The following is a 19,380-nucleotide window of genomic DNA, read 5'->3' as shown; positions in this document are numbered from 1 at the left end:
CAGGAGCGTCATGCGGCATATTTTGAGCTCTTTTCTGGCATTGCATTGGGCGGCCGTTTTCGCCCTGCTGGCGTTCATCTGCATCGATGGGAATCGTGGCGTCGCGGCGGCCCTTGGCGTGCTCGGCGTTCCCGTCCAGAACACTCGCTTTGCCGATCTTGAAAACGCCGTCGTCGTGGCGCCGCTCGCCGTGGCATTGCTTGTCGTCGCGGTGCTGTTCTGCTGGGCCTTTGTTGAAGCATTGACCAGCGACGCCACCAACCCGGACCCAGCCGACAGTGTTGTGCGGATCGCCTTCATCTCGGCCTCGGGCGTGCTGTCGTTGATCGTCATCGGCGGCGCTGCGCAAGGCATCAATGGGCTGTTCATGGTTGTCGCCGTGCAATTGGCGGCACTTCTGGCGTCATATGTCGCAATGCTCGCCGAGCGGCGCTCAGCCGCTGCCGCGGCAGTTCCAGTGACCGGCGAAATCCGCGCGGCCGCGCATATCATGGCCAAGGCAGCGGCGCACAATTCCTCGCTTGCCCGCATTTCGGGCCGGCCGGATTCGAGGGACGATCGCTGATGCGCACCTTGTTCGCGCTGTGGGCGGCTCCGCTCCTCCTGTTCTGGGGCTGGTTCTTTCTGTCGCTCAACGACATCAATTTCGGCTATGTCATGCTGAGCCGCCAATTGCACGATCTCGTTTTCCAGCTCTACGGGCAGATGCTCGGCGTCGATCCGGCGCTCATCCCGGGCATGGTGGCGAAGGCTTGCGTCTTCGACGGCCTGCTGCTGATGGCGTTCTGGGCATTTCGCCGCCGCAAGGCGATCGGCAGCTGGATCAAGGCAACGCGCAATCGCTACTTCGACCAGGCATCGACGCCGAGCGCCTGAAGCCGGTCGAGAACGCCCTGCAGGATGAAGGCCGCCGCCGCTGAATCGATCTTGCCGGCGCGTTTCTTGCGCGAAAAATCCATCTCGATCAGTGTCCGCTCGGCCGCCACCGTCGACAGCCTTTCGTCCCAAAAGACGAACGGCAGATCGGTCAATCCAGCCATGTTGCGGACGAAAGCGCGGGATTTTTGGGCGCGTGGGCCTTCCGAGCCGTCCATATTGATGGGGAGGCCGATTACCACTGCGCCAGCATTTTCCTTCTGCAGCAGAGCGAGCAGCACCGCGGCATCGAGCGAGAATTTCTTGCGCATGATGACAGGGCGCGGGTGCGCGAAGGACAAGCCGCGGTCCGAAACCGCCACGCCGATCGTCTTGTCGCCGAGGTCAAGCCCAGCCAGGGTCTTGCCGCCGCCGAGCCGGCCCGGCAACTCCTCGATCGTGATGATGCCCAACGGCTTTTCCTTTGACCGCGACGCCGCACTTCCTATACGCGCAACATATGCCGCGGCACTTTAATTTCGCCGTCGGCCTTCTAGCCTCTACCGAAGCAAAAATCGAGGAAGGCATTGATGAAACTTACCTGGTACGGACACTCGGCATTCCGCGTCGAAATCGAAGGCGCGAAAATCCTCATCGACCCGTATCTGGTCGGCAATCCGTCATGGACAGGCGGCTGGGAAGAGCCGGCCGAAGGGGTCACGCACGTGTTGCTTACCCATGGCCACAGCGACCACATCAGCGGCGCCGTCGAAGTGCTCAAGAAAAGCGGCGCGATGCTTGTCGCCAATTTCGAGATTTGCATGTACCTGGTCGGCAAAGGCGTCAGTGACAAGCAAATCAATCCCGGCAATATCGGCGGTACCGTCGATTGCGGCGGCTTCACCACCACTTTCGTTCAGGCTCTGCATTCATCGTCCTTTCTAGGCGAGAGCGGCCAGAACACCTATCTCGGCAATCCGGGCGGGCTCGTCCTGCACTTCCCCGAGGATAAGACGCTCTACCATATGGGCGACACAGACATCTTTTCCGATATGGCGCTGATCAACGAGTTGCATGAGCCGAAGATCGGCATCGTGCCGATCGGCGACCGCTTCACCATGGGTGGCGCGGTGGCAGCTCTTGCCTGCCAGCGTTTCTTCAAGTTCGAGACGGTCGTTCCCGCTCACTTCGGCACATTTCCGATGATAGATCAGACCGCCGACAAGTTTGTGGCCGGGCTGGACGGATCGGGTGTGAAAGTGGCGTTGCCGAAGATCGGCGAGACGATTACGCTGTAGGAATAGCGAACCGGAATGACGACATGGGTCTGAGAAACTCTCTTTGCATTTCTATGCTGGTTGCCGCATCGCCGGCGCTGGCCGCCGAGGATTTCATCGAGGGCATCTATCTGCAATCGGAGGATCTCTGCGCGCAGGCCAAAAAGGATACGCTGCAGACGGTGATCGAGGGCGGCAATATCGTACTGTCGGCAAACGGACTGGAAAGCATCGAATATAACTGCGAGTTCCTGCAGATCACCAAGGCGACACGGTCGCCAAGCTGGGCGGTGACCGCCATCTGCCAGGAGCCGGGCTACGTCTTTCCGGATGTTCTCTCACTGACTCAGATGAACCCGAAGCAGATCGACCTGGTTTCGGTTCGGCCTGCCGCGGACGAAAGCGAGCAGAGCGGCAACGGCGGCAGCTATTTCCTCTGCGACGGCGTGGCGATGCCGTAGGGCAGTTGTCGGCACGATGCATGTTGCGCGGCACGCGCTGCGCCGCTATAGCGCTGGTTTTCCCCGAGGCACAACATGTCCGTTGATATTAAAACCGTGAAGCGCGTCGCGCACCTTGCCCGCATTGCGGTGAGCGAGGAGGATGCAGAGCGCATGACCGGCGAATTGAACGCCATTTTGGGCTTTGTCGAGCAGTTGAACGAGGTCGATGTTTCCGGCGTCGAGCCGATGACCTCGGTCACGCCGATGGCAATGAAGAAGCGCCAGGACGTCGTCACCGACGGCAGCAAGGCAGCCGACATCGTCGCCAACGCGCCGGCAACCGAAGAGAACTTCTTTCTCGTGCCAAAGGTCGTGGAGTAGCTGGCCGATGGTAATCGAGATCGCCGCGGAGACGCCGCTGCAGGACGATGTGCGTGGGCTGGTCGAGGAGCTCAACGCCACATTGCTGGAGTTGACGCCGCCGGAGCATTGCTACCATTTGACGGTCGAGCAGATGGCGGACCGCGACACGACCGTCTTCATCGCCCGCGATAACGGCCTTGCCATCGGTTGCGGCGCGCTGAAGCGCCACGATGCTGTCGTCGGCGAGGTCAAGCGTATGTATACGCGGCCTTCGCATCGCGGCCGCAAAATCGGTGCGATGATCGTCGAGCGGATTGAGGGCTTGGCGCGCCAAGAAGGGCTGAAGCGTCTGGTGCTGGAGACGGGCGACCGTCATCCCGCCGCCTGGACCGTCTACGAACGCGCCGGTTTTTCGCGCTGTGGGCCGGTGCTGAATTATCCCAATTCCGAGTGGTCGGTGTTTTACGAAAAGAGTCTTGCCTGATGAGCGACCTGACCCAGCTGACGATTTCGCAGGCCCGCGCCAAATTGCGCTCCAGGGAGATCACCGCCACCGAAGTCACCGAGGCTTATCTTTCGGCTATCGAGCGAGCCAATCCGGCGCTCAATGCCTATGTGGTGGTCACTGGCGACAAAGCGCGCGACATGGCCAAGGCCTCCGACGCGAAACTGGCCAAGGGCGAGGGCGGGTCGCTCGAGGGTATCCCGCTCGGCATCAAGGATCTGTTCGGCACCGAAGGCGTCCACACCCAGGCCTGCAGCCACGTGCTTGACGGGTTCAAGCCGCGCTACGAATCGACTATCACCGCCAATCTGTGGGCGGATGGCGCCGTCATGCTCGGCAAGCTCAACATGGACGAGTTCGCTATGGGCTCGTCCAACGAGACCTCGTATTACGGGCCTGTCATCAACCCGTGGCGGCGTTCGCGGCTCGACACGGTGGTAATGCCGACGACACATCAGGGCGAGGGCGGCTTCGTTTCGGCGGGCGGCACCAGGACCGCGCGCACGTTGGACAATGCCCAGCTGGTGCCGGGCGGTTCGTCCGGTGGCTCGGCATCAGCCGTCTCGGCCTTCCTGTGCGCCGGCGCTACCGCCACCGACACCGGCGGCTCGATCCGCCAGCCCGCCGCCTTCACCGGCACGGTCGGCATTAAGCCGACCTATGGCCGCTGCTCGCGTTGGGGCGTCGTCGCCTTCGCCTCGTCGCTCGACCAGGCCGGGCCGATCGCGCGCGACGTGCGCGATGCCGCGATCCTGTTGAAGTCGATGGCTTCGGTCGACCCGAAGGACACGACCTCCGTCGACCTGCCGGTGCCGGATTACGAGGCGGCGATCGGCCGCTCGATCAAGGGGATGAAGGTCGGCATCCCCAAGGAATACCGTGTCGACGGCATGCCCGAGGAGATCGAGGCGTTGTGGCAGAAGGGCATTGCCTGGCTGAGGGATGCCGGCGCCGAGATTGTCGACATCTCGCTGCCGCACACGAAATACGCGCTGCCGGCCTATTACATTGTTGCGCCCGCCGAAGCCTCGTCCAACCTCGCCCGTTACGACGGCGTCCGCTATGGATTGCGCGTGCCCGGCAAGGACATTGTCGACATGTATGAAAAGACCCGCGCCGCCGGCTTCGGGCGTGAGGTCAAGCGCCGCATCATGATCGGCACCTATGTGCTTTCCGCTGGCTACTACGATGCCTACTATCTGCAGGCGCAGAAGGTTCGTAACCTGATCAAGCGCGATTTCGAAAATGTGTTTGTCGCAGGTGTCGACGTCATCCTGACGCCGGCAACGCCGTCCGCCGCCTTCGGCATCGCAGACGAAGACATGGCCGCCGACCCGGTCAAGATGTATCTCAACGACATCTTTACGGTGACGGTGAACATGGCCGGCTTGCCCGGCATCGCGGTTCCGGCCGGGCTCGACGCCAAGGGGCTGCCACTCGGCCTGCAGCTGATCGGCCGGCCTTTCGACGAGGAAACGCTGTTCCAGACCGCCCATGTCATCGAACAGGCGGCCGGCACATTTCAGCCGGAAAAATGGTGGTAGGATCGTTTCTCATCTGAGGGGGTGAGGGATGTTCTTCTATGTCTCCAAGGTCCTGTGGCTCTTCGTCCAGCCGCTTAATCTCGCGATCATCCTGCTGCTGGCTGGATTGCTTGCGGCATTGGTCGGGCGCAAAAGGCTATTTGCCACCGGCAGCGTGCTGGCCTTCCTTGTCCTGGCACTGTCAGCATGGACCTCGCTCGGCGCAGTGATGCTCAATCCGCTCGAGGAGCGTTTCCCTAAGCCACCCCTGCCGGAAAGGGTTGACGGAATCGTTGTGCTCGGCGGCGGTATGGACGGCGCCATCAATTTCGTTCGCGGCGGTTATGAACTCAACGCCAGTGGCGATCGAATTGTCGAGGCAGCCGTGCTGGCGCGGCGTTTTCCGACAGCGAGAGTCGTCATTTCAGGCGGCCCCGTTGCAATAATCGGTGAGGACGAAGGCGACTCAACCACGGCGCCACGCGTACTCACTGCGCTCGGCGTGGCGGCCGATCGTCTGATCCTGGAAGACAAGTCACGCAACACCTACGAGAATGCCGTCTTCACCAAGCGGCTGATTACGCCGAAACCCGGCGAGATCTGGCTGCTGGTGACCTCAGCCTTCCACATGCCGCGCGCCAAGGCGCTGTTCGACAGAGCCGGCTTCCCGACGGTTCCATGGCCGGTCGACTACCGCACCTCCGGTAAGGAAGGTATCAGCCTGTTCCGCAAATCTACCAACGAAGCGCTGCAGACCACGACCATCGCGATTCGCGAATGGATCGGGCTCGTCGCCTATTGGCTGTCGGGCCGCATTGATCAGCCTTTTCCCGGGCCGGGCGGCTGACCGAGCACCGCCTGCCGCGCCGCCGAGAAAAATTGGCGGCGCACCAGCACCGCCAGAAGCAGCAGCGTCGATAGCACGAAAACGGCGGGATCGACGAACCAGCCAAGATAACCGATCGAGAAGAACACGCCGCGCAGCCCGGAATTGAAATGCTTCCCGGCCAGCATGTTCATGCGGGCCGCGCGCCACACCGCCGTTTCGGTGACCGGATTGCGCGACGCCTCGCCATGCGGAATCGGCACCGCGCCGATCAGGATCGAGCAATAGTTGAACAGCCGGTAAGCCCAGCCGAACTTGAAGAAGGAAAAGGCCAGGATCAGCACCAGCCCGAACACCTTCGTCTGGAAGGCGGCGCGTGAGGATGTGGCGCCAAACGGCAGGTCGCTCAGCACAGTGAGAACCTGATCGGAAGCGCCGAGCAAGGCAAAACAGCCGCCGATCGCAATCAGCGAACTGGAGGCAAAGAAGGCGGTCCCCTGTTGCAGGCCGCTCATGATGGCGGTGTCGACGATGCGGATCTCGCGTTCGGCCATGGTCCTCATCCAGGCCTCGCGCTGCGCGTTCATCGCCCTCGTCAGCGACATGCGGCTGACCAGCATTCCGTCGGCGGCGAGCGTATGCAGCACCCACGCGGCGAGGAAGAACCCCAGCGCTGCAAGGTCGGCCGTCGATAGATGAAAGGAATCGCTCATGCGGTGCTTTTACCACAAGCCGAGGCAACGCTTCGATGGCCGAAGCCGGAATGTCGCTGCCGGAGCAAACAAGGTCGGCAGGCGCAGCGCCGCGATCTTCAAAACAGCGGAAAACATCATGGGAATTCCTATATGTAGATCTCAACAGGGTCCCAGGAGAAAACGCCCACGTGTTCCTTTCGGTTTTCGACCTGTTCAAGATCGGCATCGGCCCATCGAGTTCGCACACGATGGGGCCGATGACGGCTGCGCGGCGGTTTCTCGACGAGATTGCGGGAGACGACTGGCCGCGTCCGGCCGACGCCAGGGTCGACCGAATCGCGGCCAGCCTGCATGGCTCGCTCGCCTATACCGGTATCGGCCATGGCTCCGATCGCGCCGTGGTGCTCGGCCTCGCCGGCCAGACGCCGCAGACGGTGGATCCTGACCACGCCGACGGCATCGCCGCTCGCATCGCCGCCGAGAAGCGGATTTCGCCGCCCGGCCATCCGTCCTATCGTTTCGACCCGGCAACGGATCTGGTGCTGGATCGCAAGACGCCGCTGCCGGGTCACGCCAATGGCATGGCGTTTTCTGCCTATGATGCCGGAGACCGGTTGCTGCTGAGGCGCGTCTACTATTCGATCGGCGGCGGCTTTGTCGTTTCCGAGGAAGAATTGCAGCGGATGAAGGCGAGGGGCTCGGCGACAACCGAAGGCAAGAAGGTTCCATATCCGTTCAAGAACGCCGTCGAAATGCTCTCAATGGCAGCGAAAAGTGGCCTTTCCATCGCCGAGATGAAGCGCGTCAACGAGGAGACGCAGATGTCGCGCAAGGAGCTCGACGCCGGCCTCGACGGCATCTGGAGCGCCATGAAGGGATGCATCGAGCGCGGCCTGTCGCAAGACGGCATCATGCCCGGCGGACTGAAGGTGCGCCGCCGTGCCCGGATGCTGCACGACAAGTTGCAGGAGCAATGGCAGCAGAACCGGCCCAACCCGCTGCTCGCCAATGACTGGCTGTCGATCTATGCAATGGCGGTCAACGAGGAGAACGCCGCCGGCGGCCGTGTCGTCACCGCGCCAACCAATGGGGCGGCCGGCACTCTGCCCGCGGTGTTGCGCTATTGGCTGCATTTCCATCCCGAAGCCGACCAGCCGAGTATCCGCGATTTCCTGCTGACGGCGGCGGCCGTTGGCGGCATCATCAAGACCAATGCTTCGATCTCGGGGGCCGAGGTAGGCTGCCAGGGCGAGGTCGGTTCGGCTTCGGCGATGGCTGCGGCGGGATTGTGCGCCGTCATGGGCGGCACGCCCGAGCAGGTCGAGAACGCTGCCGAAATCGCGCTGGAACATCATCTCGGCATGACCTGCGATCCGGTCGGCGGCCTGGTGCAGGTGCCGTGCATCGAGCGCAACGCGCTTGGCGCTGTCAAGGCGGTGACCGCCGCTTCGCTGGCCATCAAGGGCGATGGCGTTCATTTCGTGCCGCTCGATGCGGCGATCGAGACGATGCGCCAGACCGGCCTCGACATGAACGAAAAGTACAAGGAAACCAGCCTTGGCGGATTGGCCGTCAATGTCGTGGAGTGCTGAGCGCCAGTCTGGCGGCCTGGACCACCACTGTGGAGAAGTCGATCAGGCCGTTGACGCGTTCGCGTGCTGGGCTAAACCTTAAACGATGTCTCTCAATCTCATAAAGCTTTGCGTCGGCTGTGACAGCGTCGAGGATCTGGAAGAGTGGATTGCCTTCCGCCTCGACGAGCGGCGCCGCGCCGGCGAACCGGCCGAACACTACCACACCACCCGCATGGTGCCGACGCGCGGCGCCGAGATCACCGACGGCGGCTCGCTCTACTGGGTGGTCAAGGGCAATGTCCAATGCCGTCAGCTGATCACCGAAATCCGGCCCTTCACTGAGGACGATGGCATCGGCCGCTGCCATCTGATCCTCGATCCCGAGGTCGTGCGCACCGACTGGCAGCCGCGCCGTGCATTCCAAGGGTGGCGCTACCTGAAGCCGGCGGACGCGCCGGCCGATCTCGGCAAGGGCAAAGCCGGGCTGATCGAAATGCCGCCGAAGCTCAGGCGTGAGCTTGCCGATCTCGGCCTACTCTGACGCCAAGAACCGTAGCGCCAAGGGCACCGGCCGAACGCTTGTCCGCAGTTGCCATCATCACCGGTCCTGCAGGTCGCCTGATCTGGGCTTGCAAGCTGGGGAACAACGCCACATCTTGAATGTCATGAGCGACAAGAAGCAGCCCGTGCCTGCAAAGGCCAATCCTGCGCCGGTCGAGTCCCAATCGAGCACCGGCGAGATCGACGCCTTTCTCCGTCAGGCAAGGACGCTCGCTGCATCCGCCACCGGTTCAGGCAGGCTGATCCTGTCCCTCGACGCTACGATGAGCCGCCAGCCGACCTGGGATCTCGCCTGTGCGCTGCAGGCCGAGATGTTCGACGCCGTCGGCAAGGCTGGGGTGCTCAAGGTTCAACTGGTCTATTTCCGCGGGCTTGGCGAGTGCCGTTCCTCCGCATTCGTCACCGATACCGAAGCTCTGAAGCAGCTGATGACGCGCATCGACTGCCGTAGCGGCCACACCCAGATCGGCAAGGTGCTCGCCCATGCGCTGAAACAGACGGCGGCGGCCAAGGTCAACGCGCTGGTCTATATCGGCGATGCGATGGAAGAAAACATAGATGATCTGGCCGAAAAGGCCGGTAGCCTAGGTCTGCACGGCGTTCCTGTCTTCGTTTTTCAGGAAGGCCATGATGCCGGTGCAGAAAAGGCGTTCAAGGAAATTGCACGGCTGTCCAAAGGGGCCTGGTTCCGGTTTGATCGGCGGGCTGCCGCGACCTTGGCCGGCCTGCTTTCGTCCGTCGCCGTGTTTGCGACCGGCGGTCTGAAAGCACTGGAGGACCGGGGCAGGCCGGAGGACCGGCTGATGATCGAGCATCTGCGGGGCGGCGGAAACTGATGGGCGCGATTATCGCTTTTGTAGCATTGCTTCTGGTGCTTCTCGGCATGCTCACCATCTTCCTGCGCGCCGATCCGGGGAAGCTTGCAGGCGGCATGAGGACCCTTGGACCCGTGCTGCTCGGGCTGGTCGGCGTTGCCGTGCTGCTGGTCGGGCGCGAGGGCCTCGGCGGCTTGATCCTGTCGGCCGCGCTCGCCTGGTATGGCTCCATGCGCATGAATCAGCCGGCCGCAAAACTGGCACCGGGCAAGCGTTCGACGGTGCGTACCGCGGCGCTTGAGATGGAACTCGATCACGACACCGGCGGCCTCGAAGGCCTCGTGCTGGCTGGGCGCCATGAAGGCAAGATGCTTGGCTCGATGGGGCTTGCCGAATTGCAGCAACTTTATCGCGAGCTCTCCGGCGATCCGGAGAGCCGCCAATTGCTAGAGACGTATCTTGACGGCAGATTTCCCATCTGGCGCAAAGACGCTGATGCGAATGGTGGCGAAGGGCTGGGTGTTGCGCCAGGTTCGGGCGCCATGACTAAGGAGGAGGCCTACAAGATCCTTGGTCTTGAAGCGGGGGCTGCCGCGGCGGATGTCCGCAAGGCGCACCGCCGCCTGATGCAGCGCCTGCACCCCGATATCGGTGGCACGTCTTTCCTGGCGGCGCGGATCAACGAAGCCAAGGACGTCTTGCTCTCCAATCACAACTAGTCTCCTTCGACGCAGAACTTTCGGGAAAGATATCGTTTCGCGCCCTTACTGCTGGACGGCGTAGCACTCGATCTTCTTCTTTTTCAAAGCGTTACAAGCCTTCCAGGCGGCGGTCTTCGAACCAAAACCACCGAACCGGGCGCGGTAATAGGTGACGCCGTCTTTGTCGAAGGCGACGGTGAAACCGGAGGCATCGGCCAGAATGGAGGGCACCTGCTTCGTCGCCTTGTCGAGGAAAGCCTTTGCTTCGGATTGCTTTGGCGAAGAGGCGACCTGTATTGCCCAGCCGGATGGCACCGACGCCGTGCTGACCGGATCGACCTCTGCAGCCGGTTCGGCATAGGCTGCGGCGACTCGGGCCGTCGCCACATCGTCCGCTGTCGCCACGGCCGCCGTCTTGACCTTTCTGGTCTGAACGACCGGAGTGGTTTCTTCAACGACGGGAGCATTTTCCTCGACGAGGGAGGCAACGGCATCGTCGTCCGGCTTACTATCCGGCGTCGGCGCGTCATGCTTCGGCAGAAGCACCTTGGCCAGGGCTGAAATCGGATTGCCGCCACCGGCTTTGGCAATCAGCATGCCGCCGCCGCGCGACGACGCCTTCGGCATGTAGGCATTGATCAACCCGGCCATCTGGCTGTCGCGGCTGCCGCCGGACCTGCCGCCCATGACCACCGCTACGATGCGCCGGTCGCCATCCGATACCGAGGAGACCAGGTTATAGCCGGAGGCGCGGGTATAACCGGTCTTGATGCCGTCGACGCCCTTGATGCGTCCGAGCAGACGGTTATGGCCGTTGATGCGCTGTCGCCCGTAAAGAAAGGAGCGCTGCGAGAAATAGCCGTAATATTGTGGAAAATGCTCTCTCAGGGCGATACCGAGCAGCGCCATGTCGCGCGCCGTCGTGAACTGCCCGGGATCAGGCAAGCCGTTGGCGTTGCGGAAAACGGTTCCCCGCATGCCCAGCGCCCGCGCCTTGGCGGTCATCATGCGGGCGAAATTGGCCTCATTGCCGCCGAGCATCTCGCCAAGCGCAGTTGCGGAATCGTTTGCCGATTTGGTCACCATCGACAGGATGGCGGTCTCGACCGTGACCGAGCCGCCCCGCTTGACGCCGAGCTTTGTTGGCGGTTCGGCAGCGGCATTGGCCGAGAACACGACCGGAGAATTCCTGCTGATCCTGCCCTTCGCCAATGCCTCGAACGTCAGATAGAGCGTCATCATCTTGGTAAGCGAGGCCGGATAGCGCCGGCCATCGGCATCCGACGAATAAAGCACCTTGCCGGACTTGGCATCGATGACGATGGCCGCCGACTTGGCCGCCATGGATGAAGCCGCGTCCGCGACGACGAAGCTCATCGCCATAGCGAGAATCATGATCGTTTTGAGGGGGGACGCGGATTTGGAAACGAAGCCCGACAACGCCTTACGCACTGATAGTTCCTTTGAATTTCCGTTGCCTTGGAGGCGGCAAAGGGTCCTGCCTCACCTCGGGCCACGCTAACGCGGGCAGCGTTACCAATCCGTTTATGGTAACCGCCGCGTTCACCATTTTCTGCGGGATTGAGCCTCTCTTTATTCGAATCTTAGCGATTGCCGGCGGCTCACGATGCGCATTGCCGCGGAAATCTTGACTTTTTGTGCACTGCACAATATATTTACACGCATTGCACAACGCGGCCCGGACAAGGCGCGTCCATCGTCCAAAGGCAACCGTTCAAGGGAATGCGTGAAATGACCCAGACCTATGAAGATTTCAGCAAATACGGCAAGGAATTTGCCGACACCGGATTGAAGAGCTTTGCATCGCTGTCCAAGGGTGCACAGGCCATCGCCACCGAGGCGGGCGAGTACACCAAGAAAAGTTTTGAGGCCGGCAGCGCCGTTGTCGAGAAGCTCTTCTCCGCCAAGTCGCTGGATAAGGCGATCGAAATCCAGTCCGACTACGCCAAGCAGTCCTATGAGAGCTTCGTCACCGAGGCCACCAAGCTTGGCGATCTCTATGCCGAACTCGCCAAGGAAGCCTACAAGCCGTTCGAATCGATTGTCGCCAAGGCGAAGTAAATTCGACGAACGTTCCAAGCCGGCCCTTGGGCCTCAAAAGACAGACCCGGTCGCGAACGCGCGGCCGGGTTTTTTCATGCCAGCTCGAAATCGGGGTCCTTGCGGTCTTCACGATTTGAAAAATCGGTCAAGTTTGGCCACCTAGCCATATTGTCAGCTAAACAGAAGGGCTTAAAATCGTCCATCGAGCACCTACATGTCGAGCATGCATGAGGATTCGAAAGAGGCAGGACTACGTGACTACAGGTTTGACTGCCACGAGCTACGTGGTGCGAATGCAGAACGGCAGCAACGGCAATGAGGCCGGTCGCGGCACGGCCGTCATCACGCGCACAAAAACCAAGACCAAGAAGCCCAGTCTGTATCGGGTCCTCATCCTTAACGACGACTACACACCCATGGAGTTCGTGGTTCACGTGCTGGAGCGTTTTTTCCAGAAGGATCGCGAAGCCGCCACACGCATAATGCTTCATGTTCACAATCATGGGGTGGGCGAGTGCGGGGTCTATACATTCGAGGTGGCCGAGACCAAAGTGTCTCAGGTCATGGATTTCGCCCGACAGAATCAGCATCCGCTGCAATGCGTGATGGAGAAGAAGTGAGGTAACATGCCGGCTTTCTCCCAAGGCCTGGAAAAGGCGCTTCACCAAGCGCTGACGCTCGCCAATGAGCGGCACCATGAATATGCAACCCTTGAACATTTGCTGCTCGCCCTGATCGACGACACCGAGGCGGCCGCAGTCATGCGTGCCTGCAACGTCGATCTCGACGAGTTGAAGCATACGGTTCTCACCTATATCGACACCGAGCTCGACAATCTCGTCACCGGCTACGATGAAGATTCCAAGCCGACGGCCGGTTTTCAGCGCGTCATCCAGCGCGCGGTGATCCATGTGCAGTCGTCAGGCCGCGAGGAGGTGTCCGGCGCCAACGTGCTCGTCGCCATCTTCGCCGAGCGCGAGAGCCACGCCGCTTATTTCCTGCAGGAACAGCAGATGACCCGCTACGACGCGGTCAACTACATCTCGCATGGCATTGCCAAGCGCCCAGGCGCTTCCGAGACGCGGACGCCGCGCGGCGCCGACGACGAGCAAGGCAGCCAGGGCGGAGCTGAGCCGCAAGAAGAAGGCGGCAAGAAGAAGCAGCAGCAGGACGCGCTGACTGCCTATTGCGTCAACCTGAACAACAAGGCCAAGGCTGGCAAGATCGATCCGCTGATCGGTCGCGAGAGCGAGATCAACCGGACTATCCAGGTGCTGTGCCGCCGGTCCAAGAACAACCCGCTCTATGTCGGCGATCCCGGCGTCGGCAAGACGGCGATCGCCGAAGGCCTCGCCAAGCGCATCGTCGAGGGCGACGTTCCCGAAGTGCTGCACAATGCCACCATCTTCGCGCTCGACATGGGCACGCTGCTGGCCGGCACCCGTTATCGCGGCGATTTCGAGGAGCGGCTGAAGCAGGTAGTCAAGGAGCTCGAGGACTATCCCGGCGCCGTGCTGTTCATCGATGAGATCCACACCGTGATCGGGGCAGGAGCCACCTCTGGCGGCGCCATGGATGCGTCGAACCTGTTGAAGCCGGCGCTGTCGTCCGGCGCGATCCGCTGCATCGGCTCGACCACCTACAAGGAGTTCCGGCAGTTCTTCGAGAAGGACCGCGCGCTGGTGCGGCGATTCCAGAAGATCGACGTCAACGAGCCGACCGTCGAGGACGCCATCGAGATCATGAAGGGACTGAAGCCCTATTTCGAGGAGTTCCACAAGGTTCGCTACACGAGTGAAGCGATCAAGGCTTCGGTCGAGCTCTCGGCGCGTTACATCAACGACCGCAAGCTGCCGGACAAGGCGATCGACGTGATCGACGAGACCGGCGCCTCGCAGATGCTGGTGCCCGAAGCCAAGCGCAAGAAGACCATCGGCATCAAGGAGATCGAAGCGACGATCGCCACGATGGCGCGCATCCCGCCGAAGACGGTTTCCGCCGACGACGAGAAGGTGCTGCAAGGTCTCGACATCGAGTTGAAGCGCGTCGTCTATGGCCAGGACACCGCGATCACCGCGCTGACTTCGGCCATCAAGCTGGCGCGGGCCGGCCTGCGGGAACCGGAAAAGCCGATCGGCTCGTACCTGTTCTCCGGTCCGACCGGTGTCGGCAAGACGGAAGTGGCCAAGCAGCTCGCCGCCTCGCTCGGCGTGGAGCTGATCCGCTTCGACATGTCGGAATATATGGAACGCCACACCGTTTCGCGGCTGATCGGCGCGCCTCCCGGCTATGTCGGCTTCGACCAGGGCGGCCTTCTGACCGACGGCGTCGACCAGCATCCGCATTGCGTGCTGTTGCTGGACGAAGTCGAAAAGGCGCATCCGGACCTGTTCAACATCCTGTTGCAGGTCATGGATCACGGCAAGCTGACCGACCATAACGGTAAGCAGATCGACTTCCGCAATGTCATCCTGATCATGACCACCAATGCGGGCGCATCCGACGCGCAGCGCGCGGCGATCGGTTTCGGTTCGACCAAACGCGAAGGCGACGATGTCGAAGCGATCAACCGGCTGTTCACGCCGGAGTTCCGCAACCGTCTCGATGCGATCATTCCGTTCGGCTCGCTGCCGGTGCCGGTCATCCATCAGGTGGTGCAGAAGTTCGTCATGCAGCTGGAAGCGCAGCTTTCCGAACGCGGCGTGACCTTCGACCTGTCGCAGGATGCAATCGCCTGGCTGGCCGACAAGGGCTATGACGAGCGCATGGGTGCGCGGCCACTTGGCCGTGTCATTCAGGAGCACATCAAGAAGCCGCTGGCCGACGAGGTGCTGTTCGGCAAGCTCAAGAAGGGCGGCACGGTGCGTGTCACCGTCGAGAAGAAGGAAACCGGCGAGACCGGCCTGAAGCTCGAATCGCTCGCCGACGAGGCGCCGGTGAAGCCGAAGAAGGAAGAGCCGGACGACGTGCCGAAAGCCAAGAAGGCGGTGGCGAAAAAGCCCGCCGGGAAAAAGGCGGTGGCGCAGAAGTCGGAGCCGAAGGGCAAGGATGGCGGCAAGCGCAGCCTGGTGCCGCAACTGCCGCGTAAGAACTGACAATCCTGCAAGTAAAAAAGCCCCGGCAACGGGGCTTTTTTCATGAAGCTTGTGGTCGAGTGTCGGCCGAGCGGCTTCGCCCCGATTCAGTTTGCCAGCGCCGTCCGTATCTTGCCGGCGTTCTCAGCCAGGACTTCAGGCTGTTCCATCTGTCCGCTGTGCGGCTTCAAGGGGATGCCTTCGAAGCGCGGAATGACATGGACATGGAGGTGGTAGACGGTCTGGCCCGAAGCTGGTTCGTTGAACTGCATGACCGTGACGCCATCGGCATCGAAGGCCTTCTTTACTGCCCGCGCAACTTTCTGCACGTGAGCGAAGAGGGGGCCAAGCACCGCCGGATCCGCGTCGAGCAGGTTGCGCGACGGCGCTTTCGGCACGACCAGCGTGTGACCCGGTCCTTGCGGCATCACATCCATGAAGACGATGACCGCATCATCCTCGTAGACGCGGTGCGAAGGGATTTCTCCGCGCAGGATTTTTGCGAAAATGTTGCTGCTGTCGTAGGTTGCTTCGGCCATGGCGCACGCTCCGGTTCTTGGCTCGCGGTCTCGTGTAGCGAAGCTGTTGCGGGCGGGCAAGACGATCGGTCGACATCGGCCATGCAGGCTCGAACGTGGTTGAGCGATCGGGCGGGTTTTGCTACTCCGCCATGTCCTTGCGGAACGGGGTGTGCTCTTCCAGATATTCGCTCATCCGCTCGACTTCGCGCCGCTCGCGCTGGAGGTAGTCGGCCACTGCATTGCGCAGACCTGGATGGGCGATGTAGTGCGCCGAATGCATCGTCACCGGCCGGTAGCCGCGCGCCAGCTTGTGCTCGCCCTGCGCACCGGCTTCAACCACCTTCAGCTTTCGCGAGATGGCGAAATCGATCGCCTGATGGTAGCAGACCTCGAAATGCAGGAACGGGTGGTCCTCGATGCAGCCCCAATTGCGGCCGTAGAGCGCGTCTGAACCGATGAAGTTGATGGCGCCGGCTATGTAGCGCCCGTTGCGTTTGGCCATCACCAGCAGGATGTCGTCGGCCATGCGCTCGCCGATCAAGGAGAAGAAATCGCGGTTGAGGTAGGGCCGGCCCCATTTCCTGCTGCCGGTATCCATGTAGAACGCGTAAAAGTCGTCCCAGGCTTTTTCGGTCAGATCCTTGCCGGTCAGCCAGTCGATCGAGATGCCGTCGGCGAGCGCCTCACGCCGCTCCTTTTTCATCGCCTTGCGCTTGCGCGAGGCCAACGTCGAGAGAAAATCGTCGTAGCTCGAAAAGCCTTCGTTGAAGAAGTGAAACTGCTGGTCGGTGCGATGCAGGAAGCCGGCTGCCGCCAAGATCTGGACATCATCCTCCGGCGCGAAGGTGACATGCGCGGAAGACACGCCGAGCTTATCCGTCACCGCCTTTAGGCCGGCCGCAAGGCCGGCCTTGACGGTGGGGCTGTCCTCGCGCTTGCCGACCAGCAGGCGAGGGCCGGTGACGGGTGTGAACGGCACCGCGCATTGCAGCTTCGGATAGTAGCGCCCGCCGGCGCGTTCGAATGCGTCCGACCAGCCATGGTCGAAGACATATTCGCCCTGGCTGTGCGACTTCAGATAGCAGGGGACCGCACCGAGCAGCTTGCCTTGCGCGGTTTCCAGCCTGAGATGATGACCCTGCCAGCCGGTGCGTCGAACGGCGCAGCCGGAATCTTCTAGCGCGCTCAAAAAAGCGAATGAAACAAGCGGGTTGTAGGCGTTTTCTGCCTCGCCCCGCGTAGTGCCACCAAGGCTGTCCCATTCCGCGCTGGTGAAGGCGCCGATGCCCGCGGCGATGCGGATCGACAGCTCCGCATTCGCCGTTTGTCTGTCGCAGTCGTCCCCTTGATCCATGTGGCTTACTTAAGCTCGCTGCGAACCCGTACAAGCCCGTTCAAGCAAGCCGCACAAGATCGGGCTCGAATCCTTCGAACGTCATCTGGTCGGCATATTTGAAGGTCAGGTCGACGGCAGGTTGGTCATGCACTGTCCAGGTGATCACCGGCATGCCGAGCCTTTCACGTACGAACGACACGAACCGGTTCGGCAGGTCGCCGGCGGCGTAGGAGATAAAGGCGATGTCATGCGCCAGCATGGCGAAATGCGCCTCGATCAGATGGTTGTCGTTGCCGTAGGCGGTCAACCCGCCGGGTATGCCGGGTGCATGTTTCGGGAACTCGCGGATCAGCCAATGGTCGAACGACATGATCGCGGTCTTGCCCTTATAGCGCTTGAGCATCTTGCCGACGCCTTCGACCAGGCCTTCGTCGTGTCCGGCAGCGCCTTTCAGCTCGACAACCATCGGCACACGCTCGTCGACCAGATTAAGCGCCTGCTGCAGCGTCGGCAAATGGTCGGCGGTGCCGCCGACCTTCAGCGCCGTGATCTCAGCAGCCGTACGCTGCCAGACGAAGCCGTCCTCGCCGGTCAGCCGCCGCAGATCGCCATCGTGGATGATGACGGGGACGCCGTCGGATGACAGGTGCACGTCGCACTCGATCGCATAGCCGCGCTCGGCTGCCGCGGCGAAGGCGGAAAGAGTGTTCTCCCAGCGCGCCTTGTTCATGTCGTGGAGGCCGCGATGGGCGACGGGCCGGGCAGTCAGCCAGGAAAGGTCGGTCATGGTCGCAGTCCCGGTCATTCGACTTCGAAGATCGCTTCGATTTCCACTGCGGCATTAAGCGGCAGGGAGGGGGTGCCGACGGTGGAGCGGGCGTGCTTGCCGCGGTCGCCGAGCACGGCGACGAGAAAATCCGAGGCGCCGTTGGCGACCAGATGCTGTTCGACAAAATCCGATGCCGAGGCGACGAAGACGGTGATCTTCACCAGGCGGCGGATCTTGTCGAGATCGCCAAGTGCCGCCTGGGCCTGCGCCAATATGTTGATCGCACAGTATTTTGCGGCTTCCTTTCCGGTCGCCGTGTCGACATCGCGGCCAAGCAGCCCGCTCGCCTGGAGCTTGCCCTCCTTGAGCGGCAACTGCCCGGCGGTGAACAGCAGATTGCCGGTCCTGCAATAGGGAACGTAGTTGGCGGCGGGCGCAGCGGCAGCCGGCAGCGTCACGCCGAGATCGCTTAGCCGCTTTTCGATTGTTTCGCTCATGCTATTTCCCTATTGCTTGAAGGTGCCGCGCAGGCCGGGCCGAAATTGCTATTTTTGCCTCGCTTCCGCCACGACTTTTTTTAAGCTGGACCATCTTTCCATGCGGCCTGCCATTAGCCGCGATGATCGGAGCACCCCATGCGCGCAACGCGCCTCGCATTCAACGCCGTTCTTCTGACAGCGGCTTCCTGGGCGGCTCCCGCTTTTGCGGTGCCGGCGCTGCAGGCGCACCGTGCCGTCTATGACATCACCCTGGACAAGGCGTCGGATCGCTCGGGGATCACCGGCATATCGGGCCGTATGGTCTACGAGTTCAATGGCTCGCCTTGCGAGGGCTACACGGTAAAGTTCCGCCTGGTCACCCAGATCGTCACCAACGACAATACTAGGCTGACCGACCAGCAGATGACCACCTTCGAGGATGCCGAAGGCAAGACCTTCTCCTTCGTCAACAAGTCCTTTGTCGACCAGAACCTCGACAAGGAGGTCAAGGGGACGGCAACGAAGGAGGCCAATGGTCTCAAGGTCGAAATCGACAAGCCCGAGAAGAACAGCCTGGAACTCGCCGCGACCCAGTTCCCGACCCAGCAAATGGTTGAAATGATCGGCAAGGCGGAAAAGGGCGAGCGTTTTTACGAAACCAACCTGTTCGACGGCTCGGAGGATGCCAACAAGGTGATGACCACCACCGTCGTCGTCGGCAAGCAAGCCAATGCCGACAAGACTGATCCGGAAGTGCCGGCGCTGGCCAAGCTCGCCAGCGACAAATACTGGCCGGTTGACATCGCCTATTTCGACGATACCGACAAAGGCGGCGAGGAAGTGCCGGAATACCGGATCAGCTTCAAGCTGCACGAGAACGGCATCACGCGCGGTCTCGTAATGGACTATGGCGAGTTCTCGATGACCGGCAAGCTGGTCAATCTGTCGCTGTTCGATCAGCCAAAGACCTGCCCGTCGAAATAGGCTCGAACCGACGGC

Annotated in this window: 23 protein-coding genes; 16 read left to right on the top strand and 7 right to left on the bottom strand. The window is 61.7% G+C overall.

Annotated features, from left to right (window positions below):
* Nucleotides 1-10 precede the first annotated feature (10 nt).
* Both NKI22_RS16600 and NKI22_RS16595 read left to right on the top strand, forming a co-directional pair.
* Nucleotides 11-565, top strand: a complete 555-nt coding sequence (locus tag NKI22_RS16600) for a hypothetical protein (RefSeq protein WP_352817432.1) — start codon at nucleotides 11-13, stop codon at nucleotides 563-565.
* On the top strand, nucleotides 565-876 hold the full coding sequence (locus NKI22_RS16595) for a DUF6105 family protein (protein WP_023717760.1): 312 nt from the start codon (nucleotides 565-567) through the stop codon (nucleotides 874-876). The genes NKI22_RS16600 and NKI22_RS16595 overlap by 1 nt, the downstream gene beginning before the upstream one ends.
* Here NKI22_RS16595 and ruvX read toward each other — a convergent pair.
* Nucleotides 843-1,328: a Holliday junction resolvase RuvX gene (ruvX, locus tag NKI22_RS16590; protein WP_023717759.1), complete on the bottom strand. Its 486-nt coding sequence runs from the start codon at nucleotides 1,326-1,328 to the stop codon at nucleotides 843-845. The two genes, NKI22_RS16595 and ruvX, sit on opposite strands and share 34 nt — an antisense overlap.
* Before the next feature lie 117 nt (nucleotides 1,329-1,445).
* Here ruvX and NKI22_RS16585 point away from each other — a divergent pair, with 117 nt between their 5' ends.
* From NKI22_RS16585 to NKI22_RS16560, 6 genes are all read left to right on the top strand, one after another.
* Nucleotides 1,446-2,153 carry a metal-dependent hydrolase gene (locus NKI22_RS16585; protein WP_023717758.1) on the top strand — a complete coding sequence of 236 codons (708 nt, stop codon included), beginning with the start codon at nucleotides 1,446-1,448 and terminating at the stop codon, nucleotides 2,151-2,153.
* Between the two features lie 23 nt (nucleotides 2,154-2,176).
* The gene (locus tag NKI22_RS16580) at nucleotides 2,177-2,593 is read left to right on the top strand and encodes a hypothetical protein (RefSeq protein ID WP_023717757.1); all 417 of its coding nucleotides are present in this window, start codon (nucleotides 2,177-2,179) and stop codon (nucleotides 2,591-2,593) included.
* 75 nt (nucleotides 2,594-2,668) lie between these two features.
* Nucleotides 2,669-2,956, top strand: a complete 288-nt coding sequence (gene gatC, locus NKI22_RS16575) for an Asp-tRNA(Asn)/Glu-tRNA(Gln) amidotransferase subunit GatC (protein WP_023717756.1) — start codon at nucleotides 2,669-2,671, stop codon at nucleotides 2,954-2,956.
* A gap of 7 nt (nucleotides 2,957-2,963) precedes the next feature.
* Entirely contained in the window at nucleotides 2,964-3,422 is a 459-nt protein-coding gene (locus tag NKI22_RS16570; protein WP_352482278.1) for a GNAT family N-acetyltransferase, read from the top strand.
* Nucleotides 3,422-4,987, top strand: a complete 1,566-nt coding sequence (locus NKI22_RS16565; protein WP_023717754.1) for an amidase — start codon at nucleotides 3,422-3,424, stop codon at nucleotides 4,985-4,987. Before NKI22_RS16570 ends, NKI22_RS16565 begins: the two co-directional genes overlap by 1 nt.
* Nucleotides 4,988-5,015: 28 nt before the next feature.
* Nucleotides 5,016-5,813 (top strand): YdcF family protein, encoded by a 798-nt coding sequence (locus NKI22_RS16560; RefSeq protein ID WP_023717753.1) that lies wholly within the window; start codon nucleotides 5,016-5,018, stop codon nucleotides 5,811-5,813.
* On the opposite strand, the gene NKI22_RS16555 is transcribed toward NKI22_RS16560, so the two are convergent.
* Nucleotides 5,786-6,505, bottom strand: coding sequence for a DUF599 domain-containing protein (locus NKI22_RS16555; protein WP_352494594.1), 720 nt, complete (start codon nucleotides 6,503-6,505; stop codon nucleotides 5,786-5,788). The genes NKI22_RS16560 and NKI22_RS16555 overlap by 28 nt on opposite strands.
* A 170-nt stretch (nucleotides 6,506-6,675) precedes the next feature.
* Between NKI22_RS16555 and NKI22_RS16550 the strand changes: the two genes are divergently transcribed.
* The 4 genes from NKI22_RS16550 to NKI22_RS16535 all read left to right on the top strand — a co-directional run bounded on the left by NKI22_RS16550 (nucleotide 6,676) and on the right by NKI22_RS16535 (nucleotide 10,156).
* Nucleotides 6,676-8,079 carry an L-serine ammonia-lyase gene (locus NKI22_RS16550; protein ID WP_023717750.1) on the top strand — a complete coding sequence of 468 codons (1,404 nt, stop codon included), beginning with the start codon at nucleotides 6,676-6,678 and terminating at the stop codon, nucleotides 8,077-8,079.
* An 85-nt stretch (nucleotides 8,080-8,164) separates the two neighbouring features.
* Nucleotides 8,165-8,602 carry a DUF1489 family protein gene (locus tag NKI22_RS16545; protein WP_352817435.1) on the top strand — a complete coding sequence of 146 codons (438 nt, stop codon included), beginning with the start codon at nucleotides 8,165-8,167 and terminating at the stop codon, nucleotides 8,600-8,602.
* 124 nt (nucleotides 8,603-8,726) lie between these two features.
* Nucleotides 8,727-9,458 carry a vWA domain-containing protein gene (locus tag NKI22_RS16540; RefSeq protein WP_352482282.1) on the top strand — a complete coding sequence of 244 codons (732 nt, stop codon included), beginning with the start codon at nucleotides 8,727-8,729 and terminating at the stop codon, nucleotides 9,456-9,458.
* Nucleotides 9,458-10,156: a DnaJ domain-containing protein gene (locus NKI22_RS16535; protein WP_023717747.1), complete on the top strand. Its 699-nt coding sequence runs from the start codon at nucleotides 9,458-9,460 to the stop codon at nucleotides 10,154-10,156. Before NKI22_RS16540 ends, NKI22_RS16535 begins: the two co-directional genes overlap by 1 nt.
* A gap of 45 nt (nucleotides 10,157-10,201) precedes the next feature.
* Here NKI22_RS16535 and NKI22_RS16530 read toward each other — a convergent pair whose 3' ends face one another.
* Nucleotides 10,202-11,590: an SPOR domain-containing protein gene (locus tag NKI22_RS16530; RefSeq protein ID WP_352817438.1), complete on the bottom strand. Its 1,389-nt coding sequence runs from the start codon at nucleotides 11,588-11,590 to the stop codon at nucleotides 10,202-10,204.
* 300 nt (nucleotides 11,591-11,890) lie between these two features.
* On the opposite strand from NKI22_RS16530, the gene NKI22_RS16525 reads away from it, so the two are divergent.
* From NKI22_RS16525 to clpA, 3 genes are all read left to right on the top strand, one after another.
* On the top strand, nucleotides 11,891-12,220 hold the full coding sequence (locus NKI22_RS16525; RefSeq protein WP_023717745.1) for a phasin family protein: 330 nt from the start codon (nucleotides 11,891-11,893) through the stop codon (nucleotides 12,218-12,220).
* Nucleotides 12,221-12,495: 275 nt separating this feature from the next.
* Nucleotides 12,496-12,822: an ATP-dependent Clp protease adapter ClpS gene (gene clpS / locus NKI22_RS16520; RefSeq protein WP_023717744.1), complete on the top strand. Its 327-nt coding sequence runs from the start codon at nucleotides 12,496-12,498 to the stop codon at nucleotides 12,820-12,822.
* A 6-nt stretch (nucleotides 12,823-12,828) separates the two neighbouring features.
* Nucleotides 12,829-15,297: an ATP-dependent Clp protease ATP-binding subunit ClpA gene (gene clpA / locus NKI22_RS16515; RefSeq protein ID WP_023717743.1), complete on the top strand. Its 2,469-nt coding sequence runs from the start codon at nucleotides 12,829-12,831 to the stop codon at nucleotides 15,295-15,297.
* 86 nt (nucleotides 15,298-15,383) lie between these two features.
* Here the strand turns inward: clpA and NKI22_RS16510 are convergent, their stop codons facing one another.
* The 4 genes from NKI22_RS16510 to NKI22_RS16495 form a co-directional block, all read right to left on the bottom strand.
* Nucleotides 15,384-15,815, bottom strand: a complete 432-nt coding sequence (locus NKI22_RS16510) for an HIT family protein (protein ID WP_352482287.1) — start codon at nucleotides 15,813-15,815, stop codon at nucleotides 15,384-15,386.
* A gap of 121 nt (nucleotides 15,816-15,936) precedes the next feature.
* Nucleotides 15,937-17,151: a GNAT family N-acetyltransferase gene (locus tag NKI22_RS16505; protein ID WP_352587134.1), complete on the bottom strand. Its 1,215-nt coding sequence runs from the start codon at nucleotides 17,149-17,151 to the stop codon at nucleotides 15,937-15,939.
* A gap of 40 nt (nucleotides 17,152-17,191) precedes the next feature.
* Complete coding sequence (locus NKI22_RS16500; RefSeq protein ID WP_352587137.1) at nucleotides 17,192-17,920, bottom strand: glycerophosphodiester phosphodiesterase; 729 nt, start codon at nucleotides 17,918-17,920, stop codon at nucleotides 17,192-17,194.
* Between the two features lie 14 nt (nucleotides 17,921-17,934).
* A complete protein-coding gene (locus NKI22_RS16495; protein ID WP_352817441.1) occupies nucleotides 17,935-18,399 on the bottom strand; it encodes a RidA family protein in 465 nt (154 codons plus the stop codon).
* Nucleotides 18,400-18,537: 138 nt separating this feature from the next.
* Between NKI22_RS16495 and NKI22_RS16490 the strand changes: the two genes are divergently transcribed.
* Nucleotides 18,538-19,365 (top strand): cell envelope integrity EipB family protein, encoded by an 828-nt coding sequence (locus NKI22_RS16490; RefSeq protein WP_023717738.1) that lies wholly within the window; start codon nucleotides 18,538-18,540, stop codon nucleotides 19,363-19,365.
* Nucleotides 19,366-19,380: the final 15 nt, after the last annotated feature.

Source organism: Mesorhizobium sp. M0778 (genome assembly GCF_040320105.1).
Lineage (GTDB): Bacteria > Pseudomonadota > Alphaproteobacteria > Rhizobiales > Rhizobiaceae > Mesorhizobium.
This window is presented reverse-complemented; position numbering and strand designations above follow the sequence as displayed.